General features: G+C 68.1%; 17 protein-coding genes. 13 read left to right on the forward strand and 4 right to left on the reverse strand.

Annotation, left to right across the window (positions count from 1 at the left end; all coding sequences use genetic code 11):
* Positions 1 to 1,740 (reverse strand): FG-GAP-like repeat-containing protein, encoded by a 1,740-nt coding sequence (locus tag WMF11_RS43675; RefSeq protein WP_437974973.1) that lies wholly within the window; start codon positions 1,738 to 1,740, stop codon positions 1 to 3.
* 1,015 nt (positions 1,741 to 2,755) lie between these two features.
* Here WMF11_RS43675 and WMF11_RS43680 point away from each other — a divergent pair.
* The 3 genes from WMF11_RS43680 to WMF11_RS43690 all read left to right on the forward strand — a co-directional run bounded on the left by WMF11_RS43680 (position 2,756) and on the right by WMF11_RS43690 (position 6,174).
* A complete protein-coding gene (locus WMF11_RS43680; RefSeq protein ID WP_437974974.1) occupies positions 2,756 to 3,619 on the forward strand; it encodes a nicotianamine synthase family protein in 864 nt (287 codons plus the stop codon).
* Positions 3,616 to 4,512: an ATP-grasp domain-containing protein gene (locus WMF11_RS43685; protein ID WP_437974975.1), complete on the forward strand. Its 897-nt coding sequence runs from the start codon at positions 3,616 to 3,618 to the stop codon at positions 4,510 to 4,512. The genes WMF11_RS43680 and WMF11_RS43685 overlap by 4 nt, the downstream gene beginning before the upstream one ends.
* A 72-nt stretch (positions 4,513 to 4,584) precedes the next feature.
* Positions 4,585 to 6,174, forward strand: a complete 1,590-nt coding sequence (locus tag WMF11_RS43690; protein WP_437974976.1) for an IS1182 family transposase — start codon at positions 4,585 to 4,587, stop codon at positions 6,172 to 6,174.
* A gap of 203 nt (positions 6,175 to 6,377) precedes the next feature.
* On the opposite strand, the gene WMF11_RS43695 is transcribed toward WMF11_RS43690, so the two are convergent.
* From WMF11_RS43695 to WMF11_RS43705, 3 genes are read right to left on the reverse strand one after another with little or no spacing between them, the layout of a single operon-like run.
* Positions 6,378 to 8,507 carry a 2-aminoethylphosphonate--pyruvate transaminase gene (locus WMF11_RS43695; RefSeq protein WP_437974977.1) on the reverse strand — a complete coding sequence of 710 codons (2,130 nt, stop codon included), beginning with the start codon at positions 8,505 to 8,507 and terminating at the stop codon, positions 6,378 to 6,380.
* A gap of 25 nt (positions 8,508 to 8,532) precedes the next feature.
* Positions 8,533 to 9,603, reverse strand: a complete 1,071-nt coding sequence (locus tag WMF11_RS43700) for a TauD/TfdA family dioxygenase (protein ID WP_437974978.1) — start codon at positions 9,601 to 9,603, stop codon at positions 8,533 to 8,535.
* A gap of 4 nt (positions 9,604 to 9,607) precedes the next feature.
* A complete protein-coding gene (locus tag WMF11_RS43705) occupies positions 9,608 to 10,645 on the reverse strand; it encodes a TauD/TfdA family dioxygenase (RefSeq protein ID WP_437974979.1) in 1,038 nt (345 codons plus the stop codon).
* A 664-nt stretch (positions 10,646 to 11,309) separates the two neighbouring features.
* Between WMF11_RS43705 and WMF11_RS43710 the strand changes: the two genes are divergently transcribed.
* From WMF11_RS43710 to WMF11_RS43755, 10 genes are all read left to right on the forward strand, one after another.
* On the forward strand, positions 11,310 to 11,774 hold the full coding sequence (locus WMF11_RS43710; protein WP_437974980.1) for a hypothetical protein: 465 nt from the start codon (positions 11,310 to 11,312) through the stop codon (positions 11,772 to 11,774).
* A gap of 509 nt (positions 11,775 to 12,283) precedes the next feature.
* Entirely contained in the window at positions 12,284 to 13,363 is a 1,080-nt protein-coding gene (gene pheA / locus WMF11_RS43715; RefSeq protein WP_437905020.1) for a prephenate dehydratase, read from the forward strand.
* Positions 13,364 to 13,440: 77 nt separating this feature from the next.
* Positions 13,441 to 14,784, forward strand: a complete 1,344-nt coding sequence (locus tag WMF11_RS43720; RefSeq protein WP_437974981.1) for a hypothetical protein — start codon at positions 13,441 to 13,443, stop codon at positions 14,782 to 14,784.
* 192 nt (positions 14,785 to 14,976) lie between these two features.
* Positions 14,977 to 15,543, forward strand: a complete 567-nt coding sequence (locus tag WMF11_RS43725; protein WP_437546337.1) for an RNA polymerase sigma factor — start codon at positions 14,977 to 14,979, stop codon at positions 15,541 to 15,543.
* Entirely contained in the window at positions 15,540 to 16,697 is a 1,158-nt protein-coding gene (locus WMF11_RS43730; protein WP_437974982.1) for a tetratricopeptide repeat protein, read from the forward strand. Before WMF11_RS43725 ends, WMF11_RS43730 begins: the two co-directional genes overlap by 4 nt.
* Before the next feature lie 174 nt (positions 16,698 to 16,871).
* Complete coding sequence (locus WMF11_RS43735; RefSeq protein ID WP_437974983.1) at positions 16,872 to 17,867, forward strand: hypothetical protein; 996 nt, start codon at positions 16,872 to 16,874, stop codon at positions 17,865 to 17,867.
* A gap of 61 nt (positions 17,868 to 17,928) precedes the next feature.
* Positions 17,929 to 19,032, forward strand: a complete 1,104-nt coding sequence (locus WMF11_RS43740) for a hypothetical protein (protein WP_437974984.1) — start codon at positions 17,929 to 17,931, stop codon at positions 19,030 to 19,032.
* An 84-nt stretch (positions 19,033 to 19,116) separates the two neighbouring features.
* On the forward strand, positions 19,117 to 21,183 hold the full coding sequence (locus tag WMF11_RS43745) for a PEP/pyruvate-binding domain-containing protein (RefSeq protein ID WP_437974985.1): 2,067 nt from the start codon (positions 19,117 to 19,119) through the stop codon (positions 21,181 to 21,183).
* Positions 21,180 to 21,302 carry a hypothetical protein gene (locus tag WMF11_RS43750; protein ID WP_437974986.1) on the forward strand — a complete coding sequence of 41 codons (123 nt, stop codon included), beginning with the start codon at positions 21,180 to 21,182 and terminating at the stop codon, positions 21,300 to 21,302. Before WMF11_RS43745 ends, WMF11_RS43750 begins: the two co-directional genes overlap by 4 nt.
* A complete protein-coding gene (locus WMF11_RS43755; RefSeq protein ID WP_437546347.1) occupies positions 21,299 to 21,982 on the forward strand; it encodes a DUF4956 domain-containing protein in 684 nt (227 codons plus the stop codon). Before WMF11_RS43750 ends, WMF11_RS43755 begins: the two co-directional genes overlap by 4 nt.
* Positions 21,983 to 22,055 lie beyond the last annotated feature (73 nt).

Genomic DNA, 22,055 nt, shown 5'->3' on the forward strand with positions numbered 1-22,055 from the left:
TCACCGCCCGGCGTCGTGGAGCATGCCCTTGATCGCCCAGCCGCTGTCGACCTGGCGCGGGTACAGGTCGCCGACGAAGTGCGCGCCGTGCATCAGCCAGATGCCGACCTGGCCGTTCGTGTGCCGCCAGACGATGTCGTCGCGGCGATCGTGATCGAAGTCGCCGACGCCCTGCACCTGCCATGCGAGGTCGCCGGGCCCGTGCGCGTTGTTGTACGAGGGCGCGTCGAAGCCCTGCTCGCCACCGAACCAGATGGCGAGCTGGCCACTTTCGTCCCGCCACAGGATGTCCGAGCGCAGGTTGCCGTCGAAGTCGCCGATGGCCTGCACCTTCCAGAAGAGGCTCGGGTCCTGGCCGCCGGGGTTGGCCTCGCCCACCCGCGTCCCGCCCGACATGAACCAGATGGCGACCTGGCCGTTCGTGTTTCGCCACAGGATGTCCGAGCGCGCATCACCGTCGAAGTCGCCGACGCCCTGCACCTTCCACGCGTTGTCGACCGGCGCCGGCTGGTTGTTGTAGCCGGGATACGCGGCCTGAGCGGCGTCGCCCTTGAACCAGATGGCGAGCTGGCCGTTGGCGTCGCGCCACAGGACGTCCGAGCGCCCGTCGCCGTCGAAATCGCCGACGCCAGCCACCTTCCAGAACAGGCCCGGGTCCTGGCCGCCGGGGTAGGCCTGACCGACGACGGCTCCGTCATTCATGAACCAGATGGCGACCTGACCATGGGTGTGTCGCCAGAGCAGGTCGCTCTGGCCGTCGCCGTCGAAGTCTCCGGAGCCCTGGATCTTCCAGGAGAGGCTCGGGTCCTGGCCGCCGGGGTAGGCCTCGCCGACGATGTCGCCGCCGTCCATGAACCAGATGGCGACCTGGCCATTGGTGTGCCGCCACAGCAAGTTGGTGCTGGCCGAGCAGGAGCACGTGTCGCCGTCGCCGCTGCACTCGTTCGAGGGTGACGACGGGCACATGTGCGACTTGATCCAGTCGAACTCGGAGCCCGTCGTGACTCCCTTGCTGACCCAGCCGTGGGTCGCCGTCCACGTGTGCATCGAGTGGACGGCGTAGAGCCGGCTCGCCTCGACGTTCAAGACGGCCCCGCCCGAGTCGCCGCCGCAGAAGACCTGGTCGTTGAAGCGCAGGATGTCGTGGCCGTCCTCGTACCCGCCGACCTTGGCGGCGTCGAAGTTCAGGGTGCCGAAGGGGGTGCTGCAATCGGCGCCCGTGCGCCCGAAGCCGGCGATCGTGACCCTCGAGCCCTCGGCGGGGTAATCGCTGGCCACGACGAAGGGCTTCACGTGCGCCGGCGCGACGCCATTCAGCTTGATGACCGCGACGTCATGCTCGATCTGCCGCTCGGTCCACGATGGGTTGTAGTCCGGCTGGATCTCGGCCACGCCGCTCAGCACGCGCGGGCGCGCGCCAGGCGTCGCCGGGTCGGGGCGAAAGGTCACCGTCGCGTCCGTGGAGCAGCCGTTGCCGCCGACGTAGCCGTCCTCGCAGAAGCAATGCGCGGCGGTGAGGACCGTGTCCGCGGCGATGACCATGCCCGAGCAGCTCCCCTGCGAGCTCGACACCTTCACCATCGCGAGCAGATCGCCGGGCCCGGCCGGCGTCGGGTCGACGATCGGCGATGCCACCTGGGCCGTCTCCTCGAGGTCGCCCGCCCCACCGGGGTCGGCCGCGCAGGCGACGAGCGGCATCGCCAGCAAGGGACACAGCCAGCGCCGTCGACGAACATGCATTTGAGTCATCGGTTCAATCGTCATATTGCTACCCTCCTTTTCGCTTCGCCCGCCGTGGTGACGCGCGAAGGGGACACGCATCGGTTGCTCTGGCGCGCGCTCGCGCCCTCCGTCGTTGGAGGGCGTTCAGCGGGCCTCTTCAGCAACGCGTCGCTCTTCTGCTCTTCAGCCATCAGCAACGCACGTGCCGGGTCGGGGCGGCGCTTGCTCCCGCGGATCGTCGACGCGCAGGAGCGGGAAGCGCGCTTCTTCCGGCCCCTTCGCGAGCCCGTCGCCTCGGGTGAACTGTCGCCCGGGAGGACCAGGTGTCTCCTTCACAGAGACAGGGCGAGTGAGGCATCACGCCAGGGTCCGGAGCTCCAGCGCGACGGATCCCTGCTCTTCCAGCGCGAACGCGCCCCCGCGGAGGTGAGGTTCGGATCGGGACCTCAGGCCGCCACGCCGAGGGTGGCGGACGTCAGGGCGTGGTACGAGCGCCCCGTGATCGCGGGGGAGAGCGCGGTCGTTTGCCTGCCGGCGCTGCAGAGCGGACAGCTCACCGTTCAACCCGCGCTGCGCCCGCCGCGGGGCGACGCTCTCGGAGGAGCCAGCCGCAAGCACCCTGGATCTCTGGTCCAGCGGCGGGGGCGCGACCCCGGGCTCCCCGGCCGAGCCATCTGCGAGCGCGATCACCTCCGCGGACCGGAGGGCGCTCGCCGCGCCGGCGCTGCGCCTCCGCTCGCTGCGCTCGAGCGGCGACTTCGAAGCCTGCTGGGCGTTGCACCTGCAGCAGGAGCATGACCGAACGCACCGTGCACGTTATGCAGCGGGCGATGTCCCGTCACCGCCGCCTCGACCCAAGCTGCGCCGGGTGAAATGGGCAAAACGCCCTCGTTCCAGAAGATCCGCGCCCAAAGCTTATCCGGACACCCATGGTTAACACCGATGGGCGCCGAGGCGGCCCCACTTGTAGAGCACCTCGTTGATGCTTAACTTCCGACACATCTCCCCAACACGGTTCCAGGCGCAAAGGTTCATGCAATCAAACAAACATTCTTTCTTGGCTGAATTACGCGCCCTGAGCTCCCAGCTTGAAGAGCTTCGCCAGGAAGCCGGCCGTTGCGGCGATTTCGACCCCTTGGAAAAGAAGCTGGGCTCCGTGCGCCAGTTCGTCATGGACGCGGAGAACGCCTCGCGCTGGCGGCGCTGGGAAGGCGATCTCGAGCTTCTTCACGACGCCACGACGCTTCGCCATGTCCTGGATCGCGCTCTCTGCGACCTCGAAAAAGACCATTCCCGCCACCTTTGCCAGCGACTGGCAGAGGGAACCTTGCCTTTGGAAGTCTATCTGGATGCGACTTACACGGAGTTTCGGAAGTCGTTCCGGGCAGAACTGGCGGCTTCTGGGATAGGCCCCAAATCGAGGATTGTTTTCATAGGGGCTGGGGCGCTGCCCGTCACGGCGCTGCTCTTCGCCCGAGAAAGTGAGGCGGAGTTGCTGTGTCACGATATCGATCCTGAAGCGACCCGTCTCGCGAAAAAGCTTGTCATGCATCAGGGTCTGGCGGAGCGGATCCGGTGTAGCTGCCGTCCGCTCGAAACGATCCCTTGTGTCAGACAGGCGAGCCATTTCATCATCGCCGGATTGGTCAAGGAGAAGGCCGCCATTCTTCGGCAACTAGGCGGCCAGATGCAAGGGCAGGCGAAGATCATCCTTCGCTACGGCAACGGCATCAAATCGCTCTGCAATTATCCATTCGAAAAGGAGCTTTCCGGGTCCTGGCACGTCACCCCCCTTCTCCATACCGGGGCGGTCTATGACGCCGTGCTTCTTGAGCGACACAATCGAAGCGAGGCGGGCATGGTGGCCGCCGTCGACCAGAAGCAGGGTGTGTCGTGAAGCTGCTACTGGCGACCTGCGCGAAGATCCCTCCCGAGGCAATCGGCTGCGATCTGGCGCTCAAGAAGGCCCTCGAACATCGGGGCGTGGAGACCGTCTTGCGTCCCTGGGACCAGATCAAACCGCAGGAGGAGGCCAAGGGCCACGCGGCGGGCGTGGTGGTCCGTTCCGTATGGGACTACACGGAACAGAGCGAGAAATTTTTCCGATGGATTCATGGATTGCGGGACGAGGCGATTCCCGTGATCAATGAAGTCGGCCTGTTATTATGGAACTCGCACAAGCGGTATTTGCTGGATCTCATCGCCCACGGAGTACCCTGCCCCGTCACGCGCATCGTCGTTCAAAATTCGGATATAGAAACCACGGCGTCCGAAATTCCTGGAGACCGGCTCGTCTTGAAGCCCTGCATCGGGGAGAGCGGCGTGGGCGTGACCCTCGTTGAGCGCCACCAGGTGGCCGCGCAGGCGGAGGCCCTGCGCGCCGAAACGGGCCGGAACGATCTCTTGCTCCAGGAATTCATGCCGGAAATCCGCGAAGGCGAGCTGTCGCTCGTGTTTATCGACGGACGTTTCGCCCATGGCGTGAGGAAGCGTCCCAATCCCGACGATTTTCGGGTGAACGGGCGCTACCGCCCGCTTGCTCCGGTGCCCGTTGTTCCCGAGAAGGAGCATGTGGCGGCCGCGAAAGAGGTCTTGCGGCATGTCCCTGGTCGTCCCGTTTACGCGCGAATCGACGGCATCCTGCGCGGTGGTCACTTTGTTTTGATGGAGGTTGAGGTCCTCGATCCCGCGCTCTATCTCGACATGGTCCCCGCGTCGGCAAATGCGCTGGCGGACGCCATCGTGGCGGCAATACATCCTAGAGGACCGATCAGGTTGATTTTGCGATAATTCTGGTCGCTTCGATGCAAGGCTCGACGGTCTCGTCGCGCCATGATCTCGTCCGCGTCCGGAGGTGCACGGATGGAACGATGGTCGCCGCCGGTGGAGCTGTCGCGGCAAGAACAGGCGCTGATGAAGCGGCTGACGCGCGTGAGAGCACTGTTCGGCTTTCTCAGGCAGCACCGGCACGAGCTGTTCGATGAGACGTTCCAGGAGCAGCTGGAGGGCATGTACCGGACGACGGGAGCAGGCGAGCCGCCGCATCCACCGGCGCTGATGTGCATGGTCACGCTGCTGCAAGGCTACGTCGGCGCATCGGATGCCGAAGCGGTGGAGTTGTCCGTCGTCGACCTGCGCTGGCAGATGGTGCTCGGCTGCCTGGGTGCGGCGACGCCGCCGTTCTCGCAGGGCGCGCTGCAGGCGTTCCGAGAGCGGATGGTCGCGCACGAGATGGACCGGATGCTGCTGGAGCGGACCGTGGCCCTTGTTCGGTCCGGCGCGATGACCGAGGGCGAGAGGCGTGCGGTGTCGAAGGCGCTGCGCGTGGCCATCGATAGCCGCCCTTTAGCGGGAGCCGGGCGGGTTGAGGACACGATCAACCTGCTCGGCCACGCTGCACGCAGCATCGTCCGCGTCGTGTCGAAGATCACGGAGCGTCCGCCCGAGGAGATCTGCCGCAAGGCGGGCATCCCGCTGCTTCTGGCTCCCAGCATCAAGGCCGGGCTCGACCTGGACTGGAGCGACCCGAAACAGAAGGCGGCAGCGATTCAGATCTTGGAGCGGCAGGTGTCGTCGCTGCAGCAGTGGGTCGACCGCCACCTGGACGACGTCGTCGAGCAGCCGCTTCGCACCTATCTGGAGGCGGTCACACAGGTTCGAGACCAGGACCTGGAAACAGCCGAGGATGGGACCGTTCGCATCCGGCAAGGCGTTGCCCCTGACCGCCGCGTCTCCATTGAAGACGCCGAGATGCGCCACGGTCGCAAGAGCCGCTCGAAGCGCTTCGACGGCTATAAGGAACATATCGCGCGCGACCTTGACCTTCCGGTCATCGTCGCCTGCGCGGTCACGCCGGCGAATCGGCCCGAAGAGGAGGGGGCCGCGCCGATCGCCAAGGACGTCCAGCATCAGGGGCTGCGCCTCGATGAACTGCACATCGATCGCGCCTACGTGAACAGTCCCGTCGTCGATGACGTGATCCGAGCGGGCGGCCAGGTGTTCTCGAAGCCTTGGGGGCAGCGGGCTCGCAGCCCCGATCTATTCAGCAAGCGCGACTTCAAGATCAACCTGCGCGCCAAGACAATCACGTGTCCAGCGGGACAGATCGAGGTGTTCGAACCGGGCGATACGGTCGAGTTTGACCCTGAGGAGTGTGGCGCGTGCCCCCTCCGAGCCAAGTGCACGCAAGCTGCCTCGGGGCGAGGGCGGACCGTGTCCATCGCCGAGGATGAAGCTCTGCAGGGCAAGTTCCGGAAGTTGCAGCAGACCGGGCCAGGACGCGCCGTGCTCCGGCAGCGGACAGCTGTGGAGCATGCGCTCGCCCATATCGCGGCGCGGAAAGGACACAGCGCGCGCTACATCGGCGCCAGGAGAAATCTGTTCGACCTCCGACGCAGCGCAGCCATTCAGAATCTTGAGGCGGCCCAGCGGCTGATCCAGGCGGCTGCATAACATATCGAAATTAGACGATTTTCAACATGGTCGGTGCTCTAGAATACCGATCACGTTGAAACCCGGAGAATTTTCACAGGGAGGCGGGGAGGCGGGGAGGAAGAAAAAAATGAATCTCTCGCTCTTGCCGTCTCTCGCTCCCCGCCTCCCCGCCTCCCTGTGAAATTCCTGCTTTCTCTCGTGGTTTCAACCCGTTTGTCGCTCTAGCTGATCCGCGGGAGGTCCTTGTAGCGAGAATCGATTTCGCCGAGGACTTCGCGGATGACGTTCATGATCATGCGGATGTCCGATTCGACCAGATCGCCCATGACACCGATGCGGAACGTTCCAGCGGCGGTCAGTCGTCCCGGGAAGATGGTGATCCCGCGCCGCTCCAGCGCTTCATAAAAAGGCCGGAAGTCATGCGCGAACGGCTCGGGAACATGGAAGGTCGCGATGATGGGGATGGCCACCTCGTCGGGGATCAAGCTCCGGAATCCCCATTGGCGAAAGCCGTCGATCAGGATGCGCCAGTTGCGCCGGTAACGTGCCCCGCGGGCGGCCACGCCGCCTTCCCTCCGGTGCCGTTCGCAGGCGCTGGCCAGGGCCGCGACAACGTGGGTTGGCGGCGTCCAGCGCCAGGTGCCGCTCTTCTCCATCGTGCTCCATTGGGCATGGAGATCGAGCGAGAGCGACATCGACCTGCCCGCCGAGGCGGCCAGGGCGTCCTTGTTGACGAGGACGAGGCCGATGCCCGGGACGCTTTCAAGGCATTTGTTGGGAGAGATGATGAGCGCCTCGAGATCGAGCGTGGCCACGTCGATGGGAAATCCGCCGAAGGAAGCGACGGCATCGATGATGAGGCGCTTGCCCCTGCACCGGGCCACTCCCGTTACCATCTCGATCGGATTGAGCACGCCGGTGCCGGTCTCCGCGTGGCACATGGCGATGTGCGTGATGGAGGGGTCGGCGTCGAGGGCTCTTTCGAGATCGTCGCGCGTTGGCAGCGGCAGCATCGGAAGGTCGAGGGTCGTGACCTTGAGGCGAATGCCCTCGGCGATCTCCCTGAGCCGGCTTCCGTAGAAGCCATTCTGCACGATCAGGATCGTGCCGGCACGCGGCACCAGGGTCTGCATGGCCGCTTCGATTGCGTAGCTGGCGCTGCCTTGCAGGGGAACGCAGGCATGCGTCTCCGTGCCGTTGGCGATCTCGAGCAGATAGCGACGGATCGCGGCGGTTATGCTGACGAAGTCGCCCGCGTAGGGGTTCCGGTCGAGCAGCATCGTCTCGCGGATCTCCGTCGGGACCGTGAGGGGCCCCGGCGTGAGCAGGTAGTGGTCGTGTCGGCGATTCATTGTAATTTCAAGGCGCCCACCCTCAGCAATGGAAACAGGGCCGCCCGTGGAGAGGGATCGGCCAACGGCTTCGAGAGCCGCCACGCCATTGAGCACCTCGTCCATGGGAATGGGATACGGGGCCTCTCCGGAGATGGCATCCGCAAAAGCCTCGAGCTCAGCGCGCTCCGTGGAGACAGCCTCAAAGGAGATGAGACCGCCTTTGCCTGCGAGGTCGACAATTTCGAGCGTGTCCGGGCCACGAATCTCCGCGGAACCCTGGGTCCCGAACACCTGAAGGCGAAATGTCGGCGCCGTGGCCATCATCGTCGTCACCGAGGCCGTGGCTCCGGAGGCCAGGGTGAGAAGGGCGGAGACGGTGTCCTCAAGAGGCCTGAGGGCCGGGATGCGCGAGGAGCCCACCGCGAACACGCCGGTGACGGGACCGCCGAGATGGATGATCGCGTCGATCAGATGAATGCCACCCCCGGCGAAGCCGCCCGCCGGATTCTCCTCGGCTGCCAAACGCCATTGCCCGGGAGAAAATCGCCCGATGAGATTCGCGGTGAAGTTGCTTTCGATGTAACGAAGGGTGCCCAGGCCGCCCTCCTCGACGACGCTCTTCAGTTTGCGCATCGCGGGAAGAAACCGACGGTTGAACCCCGTGGCCACCACGACGCCCGCCGCCGAGGCGGCAGCGGAAGCCTGCACCGCGCTGGAGGAGGTGAGCGTGAACGGCTTTTCGACGAAGACGGGGCGCCCCGCGCGGACGCAGGCCTCGATCTGCGCGGCATGGAGGGAATGGGGTGTGGCGAGCACGATGCCCGCGATCGTCGGTTGGGCCAGCGCTTCTTCCAGCGAGGCGAGGACCTTGATCCCCCGCGAGGCGGCCGCCTGTTCGATGCGCCCGGGAGCACGGCTGACCGCGGCGACGAAACGGACTTTGGGGCTGACGCCCTGCACGGCATCCACGAGGAAGGTGCCCCACCGCCCGAGTCCGACGATTGCCAGGTCGATCATCGACGTCTTTCAGGTAGAGGCTCCGTCACGCGGCCGATACCTGCGGCGCTTCGCCGCTCTTGGCCGACACGTAGAACCCGTCATGGGTGTGCAAGCGTTGCAAATTGGGATGGAGGGGACGGCGGTCCCCGGGATGCAACTTGAGCCAGAGCCGCAGGAGGAGCCGGCGCCGCCCGACCTCGGGCCAATCCTCGAAGGTGGAGCGCGAATGAAGGACCGTGTAGTTGCTCATCAGCGAGGCTTCTCCCGGTTCCAGCATGAACTTGTAGGCGAACTCGTCGCTGTCGGCGATCTGCTGAAAATAGTCGAGCGCGTCCCGCTGAAGCTGGGTCATTTCCTTGTTCCTCGCGGCCTGCTCGACGAACGGCTTGACCATGAAGACGCTGAGCTGGCCCTCGACTTCGCTGAAGACCGGAACGCGGTAATCGGTTATCAGCGACCGCTCGCCCTGCGCCTCCTCTCCCTGCCAATGGACGTAGTAGCCGGCATGGAGCGGGGCGAGATATTCGGGATGGGTCTCGACGATCTTGTCATGAATGGCGAGGGCGCTCGCTATTCCGCTGTGGCCGCCCAGCTTGGCCTTGCGGATCGCCAGGAGACCGACCAGCGCGGCGAAGTCGCTGTGCATGTCCAGGGGAATATTGGAGTTGTAGGCCCGCCCGCCCCCGCGATCGATGACCTGGTTCAGCCGGTCGCCATGATGGCTCTGCTCAACCGGCACTCCGAGCTGCTTGCCCACGGCCCAGAACAACAATCCCATCTCCTCCGGCGTATAGGCCTCGACCGGCCAGCCGCGGATGATGATGACGCCGCGCCTGTGGAGAACTTCGTCGGCGATCCGGCGGATATCGTCGTGAATCTCGACGAGGGGGAAATCGCTCTCGGAAGCGGTCCGGAGCGTGAGGTCGCGTTTCCGCGCCTCATCCATGACCTTTTCGAACGCTCTCAGGTGCCGGGGCCCGAGATCGAAGGAGATTTTTTCTTTCGTCAGGTCCGAGGCTCTCCAGGCCCCGGGATGCCCAGTGTACCTTGCAAGGCTGTTGGACATGTCGATCTCCCGCGTGAAGGGTTGCAGGGCAAGGGGGCCAATCACCACCAGATCACTTCGCCGGCAGCGGGGAGAAGGTTCCAGCCATTGTGTCGTAGAAACGACGGATGCTCGAAGGGACCGGCTGCTTTTCCTGGGAAGTCCTCAGCCACAGCCGCAGGAGAAAGCGGCGGCGTTCCTGTTCCGGCCAGTCCTCAAAGGGAGCGCGGTCGTGCAGAATGGCGTAGTTGTTGACGAACAACGCCTCGCCCGCTTCCAGCATGAAGGTGAATTTCAGGTCATCCCCGACGGCATGAAAGTATTCGAGCGCCTCGCGCTGCAGCTCCGTGAGCGGTTCTTTCCGCTCCGCGACCGCCTGCTCGACGACCTTTCTGTTCATGAAAGAAACGCTGACCTGCCCGTCGAGCTCGCTGAAGAGGGGCACGCGGTAGTCGGGGTTGATTGGACGCTCACCCTTCTTCTCGTTGCCCGTCCAGTGAATATAATAGCCCTCGTACAGAGGCGCCAGATATTCCGGATGCGTGGCGGCAATGCGGTTATGAATCGCTGTTCCGCTCACCAGGCCGCTCAGTCCCCCCGATTTGGCCCGCCGGATTGCCATGAGCCCCATGATGCCACCGTAATCGGTATGGAGCGTCATCGCGTTCTCGGAGGTGTAACCTTTGCCCCGCGTCCCCGGTACCAGGTGGGGAACATCGGTCACATAGCCGAGACGATCCCCTTTCCAGCTTTGAACGATGGGCTCTCCCCATTGCTTGCCCAATGCCCAGTAAAGGAGAGCTATCTCCGCTTCCGTACAGCGGTCCATCGGCCATCCGCGAACGATGACCACGCCGCGGCCATTCAGGATCCTGTCGGCGATGAGCTGCACATCGTCCTGGATGTCCTCGAGCTGAAAATCCTCGTTGGAAGCGTTCTCGAGCGTGACGCTGCGTCTCCGGGCTTCCTGGATCAGGCGGTCGAAGGCCTCCAGGTGTCTGGGCCCGAGATCGAAGGCAACGTCGTCCTTGGTCAGGTTCTTTCCATCCCAGGCCCGGGGGTGTTTGACTTGCTTCGTTTGGATCTTGGAGGGAGCAAACGATGTTTCCATGGTGGGTCATCCTCTCGGGGGCGTGAAGCCGGCAAAGCTGACGAGGTCGTCTTTTCCCGCCTGATCCTCTCGATAGTGCTGCGCTATCTCCGCACAGTATACCGCCTCCCAGGCGACGTCATCATGGGATCCTGAGGGGGACCGGCATCAATCGCCTCGGACCAGAGCACATCGGGCCCCCCTGGCCTCGGGCCGGTGATGTTTTCGCGCGAGGTCTGGGCGGCGCTCCGCGCCGGCACGCTCGACGCCGGCGGCGGGGCGTGCAGGGAGATGGCTTCGCGGGTCGCGGCGGCTTTCGCGTCGTCCCGGTGTTGCCCCGGGACGCTCCGCGCCCCTCCCCTGCTCCGTTCAGGTACGGTAACTTCGAGCAGAACGGGGGTCACGTCCTCCCCCTGATGCCTGAGGGGCTGCGCAAGCACACGCCACGCCGCCCATGTCCTTATCTGGGTTGTGGTCGATGTATGGATAGGTGTTAAACCCGCGTCGATTTCCGAGAGGGCGTCGGTTCGCTTACAGAATGTTCTGGCGAGCCGGGCAGGTCCTGTGGTTGTGGCTTGACGTCTCCGACACGTTCGGATTTCCTTCTCCCCTGCCTCGTACGAGGCAGCACCAGAACAGCGCCAGTGGCTGAAAGCCATGGGCTTTCGCTCTGAGGAGAGACTAGATGCGGAAGTCGTTGTTGGGAGCCCTGGCCCTGCTCGGCCTGGGCTGTTCAGGACCTGACATCTCGAAATTCGAAGGAACATGGAGGGCAATCGACGGCCGGGGCACCAACTCGTGTCACGGCGATTGGACTCTATCCACGTTCAACATCGCCATGCGGCTACGCGAAGGAGAAGACAGCGACCTCGAGTGGATCGACATCGACGAGAAGGGCCAACGCATTGGGGACTGCATCTATCGTTACTCCGTGGAGGGTGAGGTCGCGACGATGGACGGCCGGCAATCATGCGTCCGCACCGATGTCGGGGCGTACATCAAGGTGGGCTGGACATTTGCGAGAAGCAGCCTCACCCTTGTCGATGGCCGGATGCGTGAGGAGGGGGAGGCTGTCTTCGAGTCCGTTTTGTTCGATGGAACTACGGAAACTTGCGCTGACACGTACACCTATGAATGGGAGCGGTTCTGACCTGCGCCTCACCTTCTGCGGTGCGCGCTCTCTCGGAGGGCTCGGCGCCCGGCTCGATCGATGGAGTGGATGGTGGTTCGACGACCGGATGTTCACTCCGCGTCTCCTCCCCATCGACGAGGCCGCGTAGCCCCGAGTTCCCGCGGGAAGCCGCGCGCACAGGGCACCTGCTGACAGCCACTCTCGATACGCGACCATCCTCCGGTACCAAGCCGAGCCTCTCACTCCCGCGCTCGATCCTCTCGCTCCGGTAGCCGAGCCTCTGGCTCCGGCGGCCGATCCTCCCGCTCCCGCGCCAAGAGCTCTCTCTTCCTCTCCTCTGCCTCCTCACCGGCTCTCTCTCGCCCATCCGCTCCACGCGTCGAGCCCGCACGGGTGCCGCTTCGCCCCTGACGTTCGGCCCCCTCGCGCGCGTTCCGCGCCGCATTCCCTGCGCCCAGGCGAGCCTTGCGCTGCGGCGCCCCCTGCGCTTTGATGCCCGCCCTTCCCCATCCGAGGTGGAACGAACCATGGCGACCCTGGGCGACCTTCGCGAGCGCATCGACAGCATCGACGACCGGATCCTCGAGCTCCTCGCCGAGCGGGCCGAGGTGGCCGTCGAGGTCGCGCACGCGAAGCGCGCCGCGAACGCCACGCAGTTTCACGACCCGGAGCGGGAGCGGCGCGTGCTCACCCGCCTGCAGGCGAAGGGCGCGGGGCGCTTCCCGGGCGACGCCATCCGGGTCGTCTTCCGGGAGGTGATGAGCGCCTGCCTGTCGCTGGAGGAGCCCATGAAGGTGGCCTTTCCGGGGACGGAGGGCGCCTTCGCGGAGGTCGCGGCGCGGCACCTGTTCGGGCTGGCCGCGCGCTACCGGGAGACGGGCACCATCGAGGGCGTCTTCGACGCCGTGCGCGCGGGCGAGGCGGCCTGCGGCGTCGTCCCCGTCGAGAGCTCGACCGACGGCTCGGTGACCCTGACGGCGGACGCCCTGATCGAGAGCGACCTCCAGATCCGGCAGGAGCTCGTGCTCGACGTCGCCTATTGCCTGTTCAGCAAGGCGGAGGGGCTGAGCGGCGTCGCGCGGGTCCACGGCCACCCGCACGCGCTCTCGCAGTGCCGCCTCTGGCTCGCGAAGCACCTCCCCGGCGCGCAGATCGTCCAGACCGTCTCCGCGGCCGCGGCGGCGCACGAGGCCCTCGGCGACCCCGCCGCGGCGGCGATCGGCAGCCGCGGGGCGGGCGAGCTCTACGGGCTTCCGCTCCTGCGGGAGCGCATCCACGACCGCGCCGAGAACGCGACCCGCTTCATCGTCATCGCCCCGGCCGACGCGCCCGCCACGGGCGCGGACAAGACCTCGATCGTCTTCTCCGTGCAGGAGGAGCCCGGCGCGCTCCGCCGGGTCCTCGCCATCTTCGACGACGCGGGCATCAACCTGACCCGGATCGAGTCGAGGCCGAGCCGGCAGAAGCACTGGGACTACGTCTTTCTTGTCGATCTGGAGGGCCACCGGAGCGAGCCGCGCGTCGCCGACGCGATCGAGCGGCTCCGCGCGCGCTGCGAGATGGTGAAGGTGCTCGGGAGCTACCCGCGGTCGACCGGCGCGCGCTGAGGCGCGGAGGCGGGCATCCCGCCGAGCCGCGACGGGGGATGGTGCCCCGCGGGGAACGGTGATAAATTTCCGCGCCCGTGCCGGCTGCGTCGCTCGCGCTCGCCCTCCGCGCTGCCCGAACGGCCGCGAGCGCGGTCGCCGGCACCCTGCTGGCCGCCGTCGCCCTGCCCGCCGCAGCGGGCGAGCCTCGCGCCGCAGGCGAACCGGTGCTCGTCCTCGCCGCCTTCCCGGGCGCCGGCGGCATCGACAAACGCGCCATCGACCTCGTCGTCGCCCATATCCGCCCCGTCGGCATCCGCCTTCAGATCGTCCGACCCGGCACGCCGAGGCCCGTGCTGCAGACGCTCCTCCCCGAAGCCAACGCGCTCGCCGACGCGTGGGACGCGCGGGGAGTGCTCTGGATCGACGCCGGGGCGAGCGACGAGCTCGCCTTGTACGTGGTCGAGCGCGACGGCGAGCAGATCTACGGCCGCCGCATCCCGGTCTTGCCCGGCCAGACCGCCACCGCCCTCGAGTCGCTCGCCAACATCGCCGGCGCGGTCGCCGAGGAGCTCCGCGAGGGCCACGTCGCCGGCCTGGCCGAGGTGAAGGTCGCCCCGGTCGGGCCGGCTCCAGCGGCTCCGCCCGAGCCCGACGGTGCCCCCGAGCCCGCCACGTCCCCCGCGGCGCTCGCGGACGCCGCGCCCCCGGACGCCGCGCCGGACCTGCAGCCGCCCGCGGGCCCGCCGTCGCCATCCACGGGCGCCCGCCGCGAAGCGAGCCCGCTGCCGACGTTCGCCGTCCTCGCCGGCTACACCGGCGCGAACTTCAGCAGCGCCGCGCCCTGGCAGAGCGCCGCCGCGCTCCGCGCCTCCTGGGCGCCCGTGGACTACGCCGTCCTCGGCCTGGGGTACGAGCTGATCCCCTCGACCTCGCTCGGCGACGAGCAGTCCACGTTCGAGCTCTCGCGCCACCCGGTGATCACGACCGGCCAGGTCCGCCTCAGGCTCCCCCTTGGCCTCGACCTGCAGCTCGGCGCGCGCGCCACCGTCGATATCGTCGAGCGCGTCCCCGAGGAAGGCACGGCCCAGCAGGCGCTCACGGAGCCGCCACCGTTCCCGCCACCTCCCGGTCATGGCCCGCCACCGCCGCCCCCGTGGCGGTGGCCGCGGATGTTTCCGCAGCAGCTGCCGCCGCCGGAGGCCCGCACCGACGTGCTCGTGAGCGTCGCGCCGGTCGCGGAGCTCGGGGTCCCGCTCACCGGGTGGCTCCGCCTCAAGACGACGCTGGGTGTGGACATGCTCCTGACGGAGCCTGACGCCACCGTACACCCGGGCCTCGCGCTTTCGGCCAATCCGGTGCGGATCTTCGCCGGCGTCGGGCTGGAGCTCGGCCTCGCCCTGCCGGCCTCGCCAGCCCCCGCGGGCATGGTCAGGAAATGACCACCCGCGCCGCATGACCCGTCACGAAAGGAAAATTGACCCGCTTCGGGCCGTGCGACGCACCAGGTCGAAGCGATGGACGCTGAGCACGCTCGAGCTCTCTCCAGGAGCCTCGGCCCCCTGCCCGAGCCGCTCCTGGCCAGCGCCATGACGCGCCCCGTCCCCGCCCCGCCGCCTGCCCCGTCACCCGCCGTGTCCTCGCCGTCTGACCTCGAACGGATGCGCCACGCCGGCGCGGGTGACCCGGAGGCCCAGGCCTGGCTCATGACCCACGTGATCTCGCGGGTCCGCCGGATCGCGCGGACGTTCCTCCGCAGCGCGGCCGACGCCGACGACGCCGCGCAGCTCGCCCTGCTCGCGATCCTCGAGAGCGCGTCGAGCTACCGGGGCGACGCCGCCGTCGAGGCCTGGGCCAGGCGCGTCGCCGTCCGGACGATCCTCCGGTACGCCAGGCAGCAGCGCAGGGAAGGCGCGCCCGTGGCCCCGGAGAGCGCGATCGACGAGGAGATCGCCCAGGCGCCGCACCAACCCCCGTTCGAGGCCCTCCCGCGCGAGGCGCGCGCGTACCTCGACGAGCTGCCGGAGGCGCAGCGCCATGTGATCCTCCTGCACCACGCGCTCGATTACTCCATCGAGGAGATCGCCGGAATGACCGAGGTCAGCGCCGATACGGTGAAGAGCCGGCTGCGCCTCGGGATCGGCGCGCTCCGCAAGCAGGTGCGACAGGACCTCGCCGTCGGCCGGAAGAGAGCATCATGACAGGGACGCAGAAGTCCGAGATCGATCTGGACCTCCTGCCCGCGATCCTCGCCGCGGAGGCGCGCGGCGCGCCGATCCGCCCCGAGGACGCGGAGCTCCTCCGCCGCGCCGAGCAGGACGACCCCGAGCTCCGCGGCGAGGCGCCGCTCTGGGCCGCCATCGGCAGGCTCGGCGACGCGCACGGCGACGGCCGCGAGCTCAGCGACGCCGCCATGCTGCAGCAGGTGCTCGCGCGCGCCCGCCTCGGGCCCGGGGGCGCCCGCCTCGACTCCGGGGGCGCCCGCTTCGAGCCCCGAGCCGCTCGCCTCGACCCGAGGGGCGCCCGCTTCGAGGCCGCGCCCGAGAGCACGGCGCGGCTGCGCGCGGCGCCTCGGCCGATGCTGCGGCGCGGGATCGCCGGGTCGCTCGCGGGCGTCGCCGTCGCGGCGACGCTCCTGGCCGCGCTCGCGGCGGAGCTGTTCGACGGGCCTGCGCAGCCGCCGGCGCCGAGCGGGAGCGAGACGCTCGATCCGAGCGGCGCACGGCGCACGGTCCTGAGCCTCCCCACGCTTTCGGTGCCGGAAGCGCCTCCGCCAGGCGCCGGCGCGCCCTCACCAGGCGCCGGTGAGCCCTCGCCAGGCGCCGGCGCACTCGCACCGGGCGCCGGCGCGCCCTCCGCCGAGCCGCCGCCCGGTACCGGCGCGCCCACCGGCGAGCCCGCGACCGCCAGCACCTCCAGCGCCGTCGGGGCCCGGGATCGCGCGCAGCAGCCGCCCAGGCCGCGCGCGGAGGAGCCCGCGGCGGGCCCGCAAGCGCTGCTCCTGCGCGCGCAGACCCAGCTCGGGCAGGGGAAGAGCGCCGAGGCGAACGCCTCCTACCGCGCCCTGCTCGCGCAGTACCCGGCGAGCCCCGAGGCGCGGGCGGCCCTGGTGTCGCTCGGGCAGATCGCGCTCCACCAGGGCAAGGCGGCGGAGGCGCTCGGCTATTTCGATCGCTACCTCGCCGGCGGCGGCCCCCTCGCCGCGGAGGCCCGGGTCGGCAGGGTGCAGAGCCTGCGCCGGCTCGGGCGGGCGGCCGACGAGCGCGCGGCCATCGCCGATTTCCTCGCGCGTCACGGCGAGAGCGTCCACGCGCCGCGGCTGCGCGCGCGCCTGTCCGAGCTCGGCGGCGGCTGAGCGCAGGGGCCGGACGCCGGATCGCCGGCGTCCGCGCGGCGGGGCTTCTTCAAAAAAGATTGACCCCTGATCCCACCGCGTCGCCACCTGGCCATCGAGATGTCGCAAAACCTTTGCCGAATTGAAAAATTCTCCTCACGCGGCGGATGGCGCGCCGGTGTCCTTGGCGGGGTCGTGGCCCTCGTGTCGCTCGCCTGCTCGAGCTCCGGGGGTGGTCCCAACGACACGTCGGGCTCGGGGGGCTCAGCCGGCGGCCCCGGCGGCTCCGGCGGCTCCGGCGGCTCCACAGGGTCGGGTGAACCGACCGGCGACCCCACGAAGCTCGTCGGCGCCTTCCAGGTGCGCTCGCTGCCTTCTGCCGAGCCGGGCGCGGCGGGCAGCACGGCGGTGATCGGGAAGATCTACGACGGCCCCACGCCCGCGCAGCTCGTCTGGGAGGTGAAGACCGAGGAGGGCGGCTGTCAGCTCCTCACGCCGCGCGTCCCGTTCTGCAACGAGCCCTGCGGGGGCAGCGCCGTCTGCGTGGAGGACGACACGTGCCAACCCTACCCCGCCGCGCACAGCGCCGGCAACGTGACGGTGACCGGCTTGAACCTCGAGTCGGGCGAGGCGTCCCTCGTCATGAGCCCCACGGCGAACAACTACCAGCCTCCCGCCGGCGTGAAGCTCCTCTACCCGCCCGTCGACGAGGGCGATGTGCTCCGCTTCGAGGCGAGCGGCGATTTCTTCAGCGCCTTCACGGTGGAGGCCAAGGGCGTGAGCCCCCTCGATCTGCTGAACGAGACGATAGCGCTCGAGCCCGATCAGCCCCTGCAGCTCGAGTGGACCCCGCCGGGGCAGGCCGACATCGCCAGGGTCCACGTGAAGCTCGACATCAGCCATCACGGGGGCACGAAGGGGATGATCGAGTGCAACGTCGAGGACACCGGCTCGCTCGATGTCCCGGCATCCCTCGTCAAGCAGCTCCTCGACCTCGGCGTCGCGGGCTTCCCGACGATCATCGTCACGCGCAAGTCCGTTGGCTCCACGACGATCCCGCCCGGCCGGGTCGATCTGGTCGTCTCGTCCCAGATCGAGCAGGCGGTGATGATCGCCGGGCTCACGTCGTGCAACGACGACTCGCAGTGCCCCGAGGGCCAGACCTGCCAGAGCGATCTCACCTGCAAGTGAGCCTCGCCGATCCGCGGCGCGGCCGACCGTCTAGCTTAACAAGGAAAAGGACACAGAGACCATGACACGCACTTATCGCCCCTTGCTGCTGCCCCTCACCCTCGCGCTGCTCTCCCCTGTGGTCGGCGTCGGCTGCTCCGGTTCGGACTCGGATGTGAGCGGCTCGGGCGACAACTCGACAAGCACCTCGTCCAGCTCCGGCGGCAACACCACCTCGTCCAGCTCCGGTGGCAACTCCTCCTCGTCCAGCTCCGGCGGCAACACCACCTCGTCCAGCTCCGGTGGCAACTCCTCCTCGTCCAGCTCCGGCGGCAACACCACCTCGTCCAGCTCCGGCGACCCCACCACCTCGTCCGGCTCCGGCGGGACGACCGAGAAATTCAGCTTCTTCGTGACCAGCCTCGTCGCCCTGCAGGAGCTGTCGGGCTCCCAGGACGGCTTCGGCGGCGATCTCCGCTTCGGAGAGACGGGCGCCGGCGCCGGGCTCCGCGGCGCGGACAAGATCTGCGCGACCATCGCCGAGAAGAGCATGCCCGGCGCCGGGGGCAAGCAGTGGCGCGCCTTCCTCAGCGCCGTCGCAGGGGAGGACGGCAAGCAGGTCAACGCGATCGATCGGATCGGCGAGGGTCCCTGGTACGACCGGCTCGGCCGGTTGCTCGCCAACAACAAGGAGGAGCTGCTCAACGACCGCCCCTCCGCGGCCGACCCTGCGATCATCGACGATTTTCCGAACGAGGACGGCGTCCCCAACCACCAGCCCGATCCGAGCCAGCCCGAGGTGGACAACCACGACATGCTGACGGGGACGAACGACAAGGGACAGCTCTACAGCGCGACAGCGACCTGCAAGGACTGGACGGCCAAGTCGGGCGACACGAGCGAGGGGAGGCCGCGCGTCGGTCACTCGTGGCCCAGGAACTTCGGAGGAGGCGGCTTCCCGACCGGCGGCGGCAGCACCGGCGCCGGCTTCCCGACCGGCGGCGGCAGCACCGGCGCCGGCCCCGGCGGCAACATCAACATGGCCAACTGGATGTCGTCGCTCGACGAGGCCGGGTGCGCGCCGGGCATCAACCTCCTGGAGCAGGGGGGGCCGCTGCCCGGCACGGTCACCGTCGGGTCCGGCGGCGGATACGGCGGGTTCTACTGCTTCGCGCTGACGCCCTGACACCTTGACACCTTGACGCGGGATTGACGCGGGATGACCGGCGCGCGCCGCTGCGCGGTCAGCTTACTTGTCTCAGGAGGAATCATGTACAAAGGCACTCGCATCACGTCGATCGTCACGCTCGCCTTGCTCGCCGCGGCGCTCCCGGGCGCGTGCGGCGGCGGCGGCACGGACGACCCCGGCGTGACCGGAGAGGTCTGCGAACGCAAGAACGCCGATGAATCGACGGAGTTCCTGAAGCGCGTCGGGTGCGCCGCGGACTTCGAGGCGCTCGCCTCGGTGCCCATCGACGCCAGCCTGCCCGGCGCGCGGTCGGTCAAGGTCGTGCTGGATCAGGCCGATCAGAACGCGCTGTATTTCCAGAACAGCGTTCTCTACCTGATCCACTACGACTTCGTGTCATCGCACCTCTCCGGCGACCCGCTGCCCCTCGTCCCGCCCCTCGGCGAGTTCAACGCGACCGAGTACTTCACGCCGGATCGCCGCTTCGTCCTCGGCGCGGTGACGCACTACGAGGGCCCCGACGTGTGGGCCGTCGAGCTCTCCCCCTACGACACCGCGTCCGCGGACATGATCGCCACCCTGTTCAGGGCCGTCAAGGCGGCCTCCTTCTTCGGGGCGAAGCTCGCCTTCCACCCGACGTCGGAGGCCGTCGCGGCCGAGGCGAAGAAGCTCCCCTCCGACATCCCCGTGGTCAGCACCGGCGAGCTCTACGCCGGGATCGACTACCAGCCGCTCTCGCTGGGCACGGCGGTGGGCCGGCTCCACTTCGCGAAGGCGGCGGATCTCGCCACGGAGTACCTGTCCCACCAGGACATCGTCGTCCTCGACGAGGCGCCCAACGACATCTCGGTCGTCCAGGGGATCATCACCGAGCAGTTCCAGACGCCGCTCTCGCACGTCAACGTGCTGTCCCAGAACCGGCGCACCCCCAACATGGGGCTGCGCAACGCCATGAACCACCCCGACCTGCTCGCGCTGAAGGACAAGCTCGTCGAGCTCACCGCGGGGCCGTCGTCCTGGAGCGTCCGCGAGGTCACCGAGGCGGAGGCCGAGGCGTTCTGGGAGGCGCACAAACCCACGCCCGTCACGCTCCCCGAGATGGATCTGACGGTCACCGATCTGCGCGACATCGAGGAGGTGACCCCCGATCCGCCGGAGGGCGAGCCGCTCCGGGACGCGATCAAGAAGGCCGTGCTCGCCTTCGGCGGCAAGTCGGCCCACTACTCCATCCTGGCCAGGATCCCCGAGGTCCCCATCCAGAAGGCCTTCTCGATCCCGATGTACTACTATGACCAGTTCATGAAAGATAACGGGTTCTACGAGCAGATCGACGCGATGCTCGCCGACCCGAAGTTCGCCACCGACGCCGCGGCCCGCGACGAGCAGCTGAAGGCGCTCCGCGACGCCATGAAGACCGCGCCCGTCGACGCCGAGCTCCAGGAGCTCCTCAGGGCGAAGATCGAGGCGGAGTACGCCGGGCACCCGATCCGCTTCCGCACCAGCACGAACAGCGAGGATCTCGACGGGTTCCCGTGCGCCGGCTGCTACGACTCGAACACCGGCGATCCGACGGACTGGGAGGACGTCCTCGACGCCGTCCGCAAGACCTACGCGAGCGCCTGGAAGCTCCGCACCTTCGACGAGCGCACCTATTACGGCATCGACCACCGGACCATCGGGATGGCCTTGCTCGTGCACCACAACTTCCCGGACGAGGAGGCGAACGGCGTGGCCATCACCAACAACCCGTTCGACACGGCAGGGGTCCAGCCCGCCTTCTACGTCAACGTGCAGAGCGGCGGTGACGTGGAGGTGGTCGCCCCGCCCGCGGGCGTGACGAACGACGCGTTCCTCTACTTCTTCAACCAGCCGAACCAGCCGGTCACCTACCTGACGCACTCGAGCCTCATGCCGGAGGGCCAGACGGTCCTCTCGACGGCGCAGGTCCATCAGCTCGGCGTGGCGCTCGACGCCATCCACGAGCGGTTCTCCCCCGCGTACGGGCCGGCGAGCGGCAACGACGGGTGGTATGCGATGGACGTGGAGTTCAAGTACGACGACGACGCGAACCCCGACGAGCCGCCGACGCTCTACATCAAGCAAGCGCGCCCCTACCCTGGCCGCGGCGCCGCCGCCGAGGCGCCGTGACGCAGACGCGCGCGGATCACGTGGATCACGTGGATCACGTGGATCACGTGGATCACGTGGACGGAGATGAGCGCGCGCCGCGCCCGGCGATCGCCCCCGGAAAGAGCGGCTCGCCGTGATAGACTGGCTCGGATGGGTCACCCAGGGGAGCGCCATGGACTTCCGCAAGGCGGTCGTGGCGCTCCTGCTGGCGTTCGGGCTCGGCCAGGCGGTCGCGCTCGTCTACATGGCCACATTTCGCGGGCTCTCCTACTCCCGCTCATCCGTGCACAGCATGGCGATGGGCAGCGTCATCACCTGCATGCTGATGCTCTCCGTGGGCAGCAGCATCGCCGCCGGCATCGGCGTCGCCGTGGGCCTGAGCGCGGTCCGGTTCCGCACGACCATGCGCGATCCGCGCGACGTCATGTTCGTCTTCGCGGCGCTCGGCGTCGGCATCGCCTGCGGGCTCCAGGCGGTCGGCGCGGCCCTCGGCGGGACCGCGATCTTCGCCGCCGGAACCTTGCTCCTCCATTTCACCGGCTGGGGCTCGCGACGACAGCCGGATGGCCTGCTCCGCTTCACCGCGCCCGCCGTGCCCGAGGTGGAGGACGCGCTCGCGAGGGTGCTCCGCGCTCACTGCCGGACCTTCTCGCTGGTGACCCTCCGGGAGGCTGCGCAGGGGACCGTGATGGAGCATGCTTACCAGATCACCGTCCTCGCGCCCGAGCTGCGCTCGGCGCTCGTCGCGAAGCTCCAGGCCATCCCGGGCGTGCAGGACGTCTCTCTCATGCTTCAGGAGCCGACGCTGGATCTCTAGCGGCCGAGGTCCATCGCGGAGGACGCCTGTCGGTCACGCCCTCGTGGGCCCTCTCGCTTCGTTGACACAGCCG

Origin of the sequence: Sorangium sp. So ce295 (assembly GCF_051527405.1) — a bacterium.
Classification (GTDB): domain Bacteria; phylum Myxococcota_A; class Polyangia; order Polyangiales; family Polyangiaceae; genus Sorangium; species Sorangium cellulosum_B.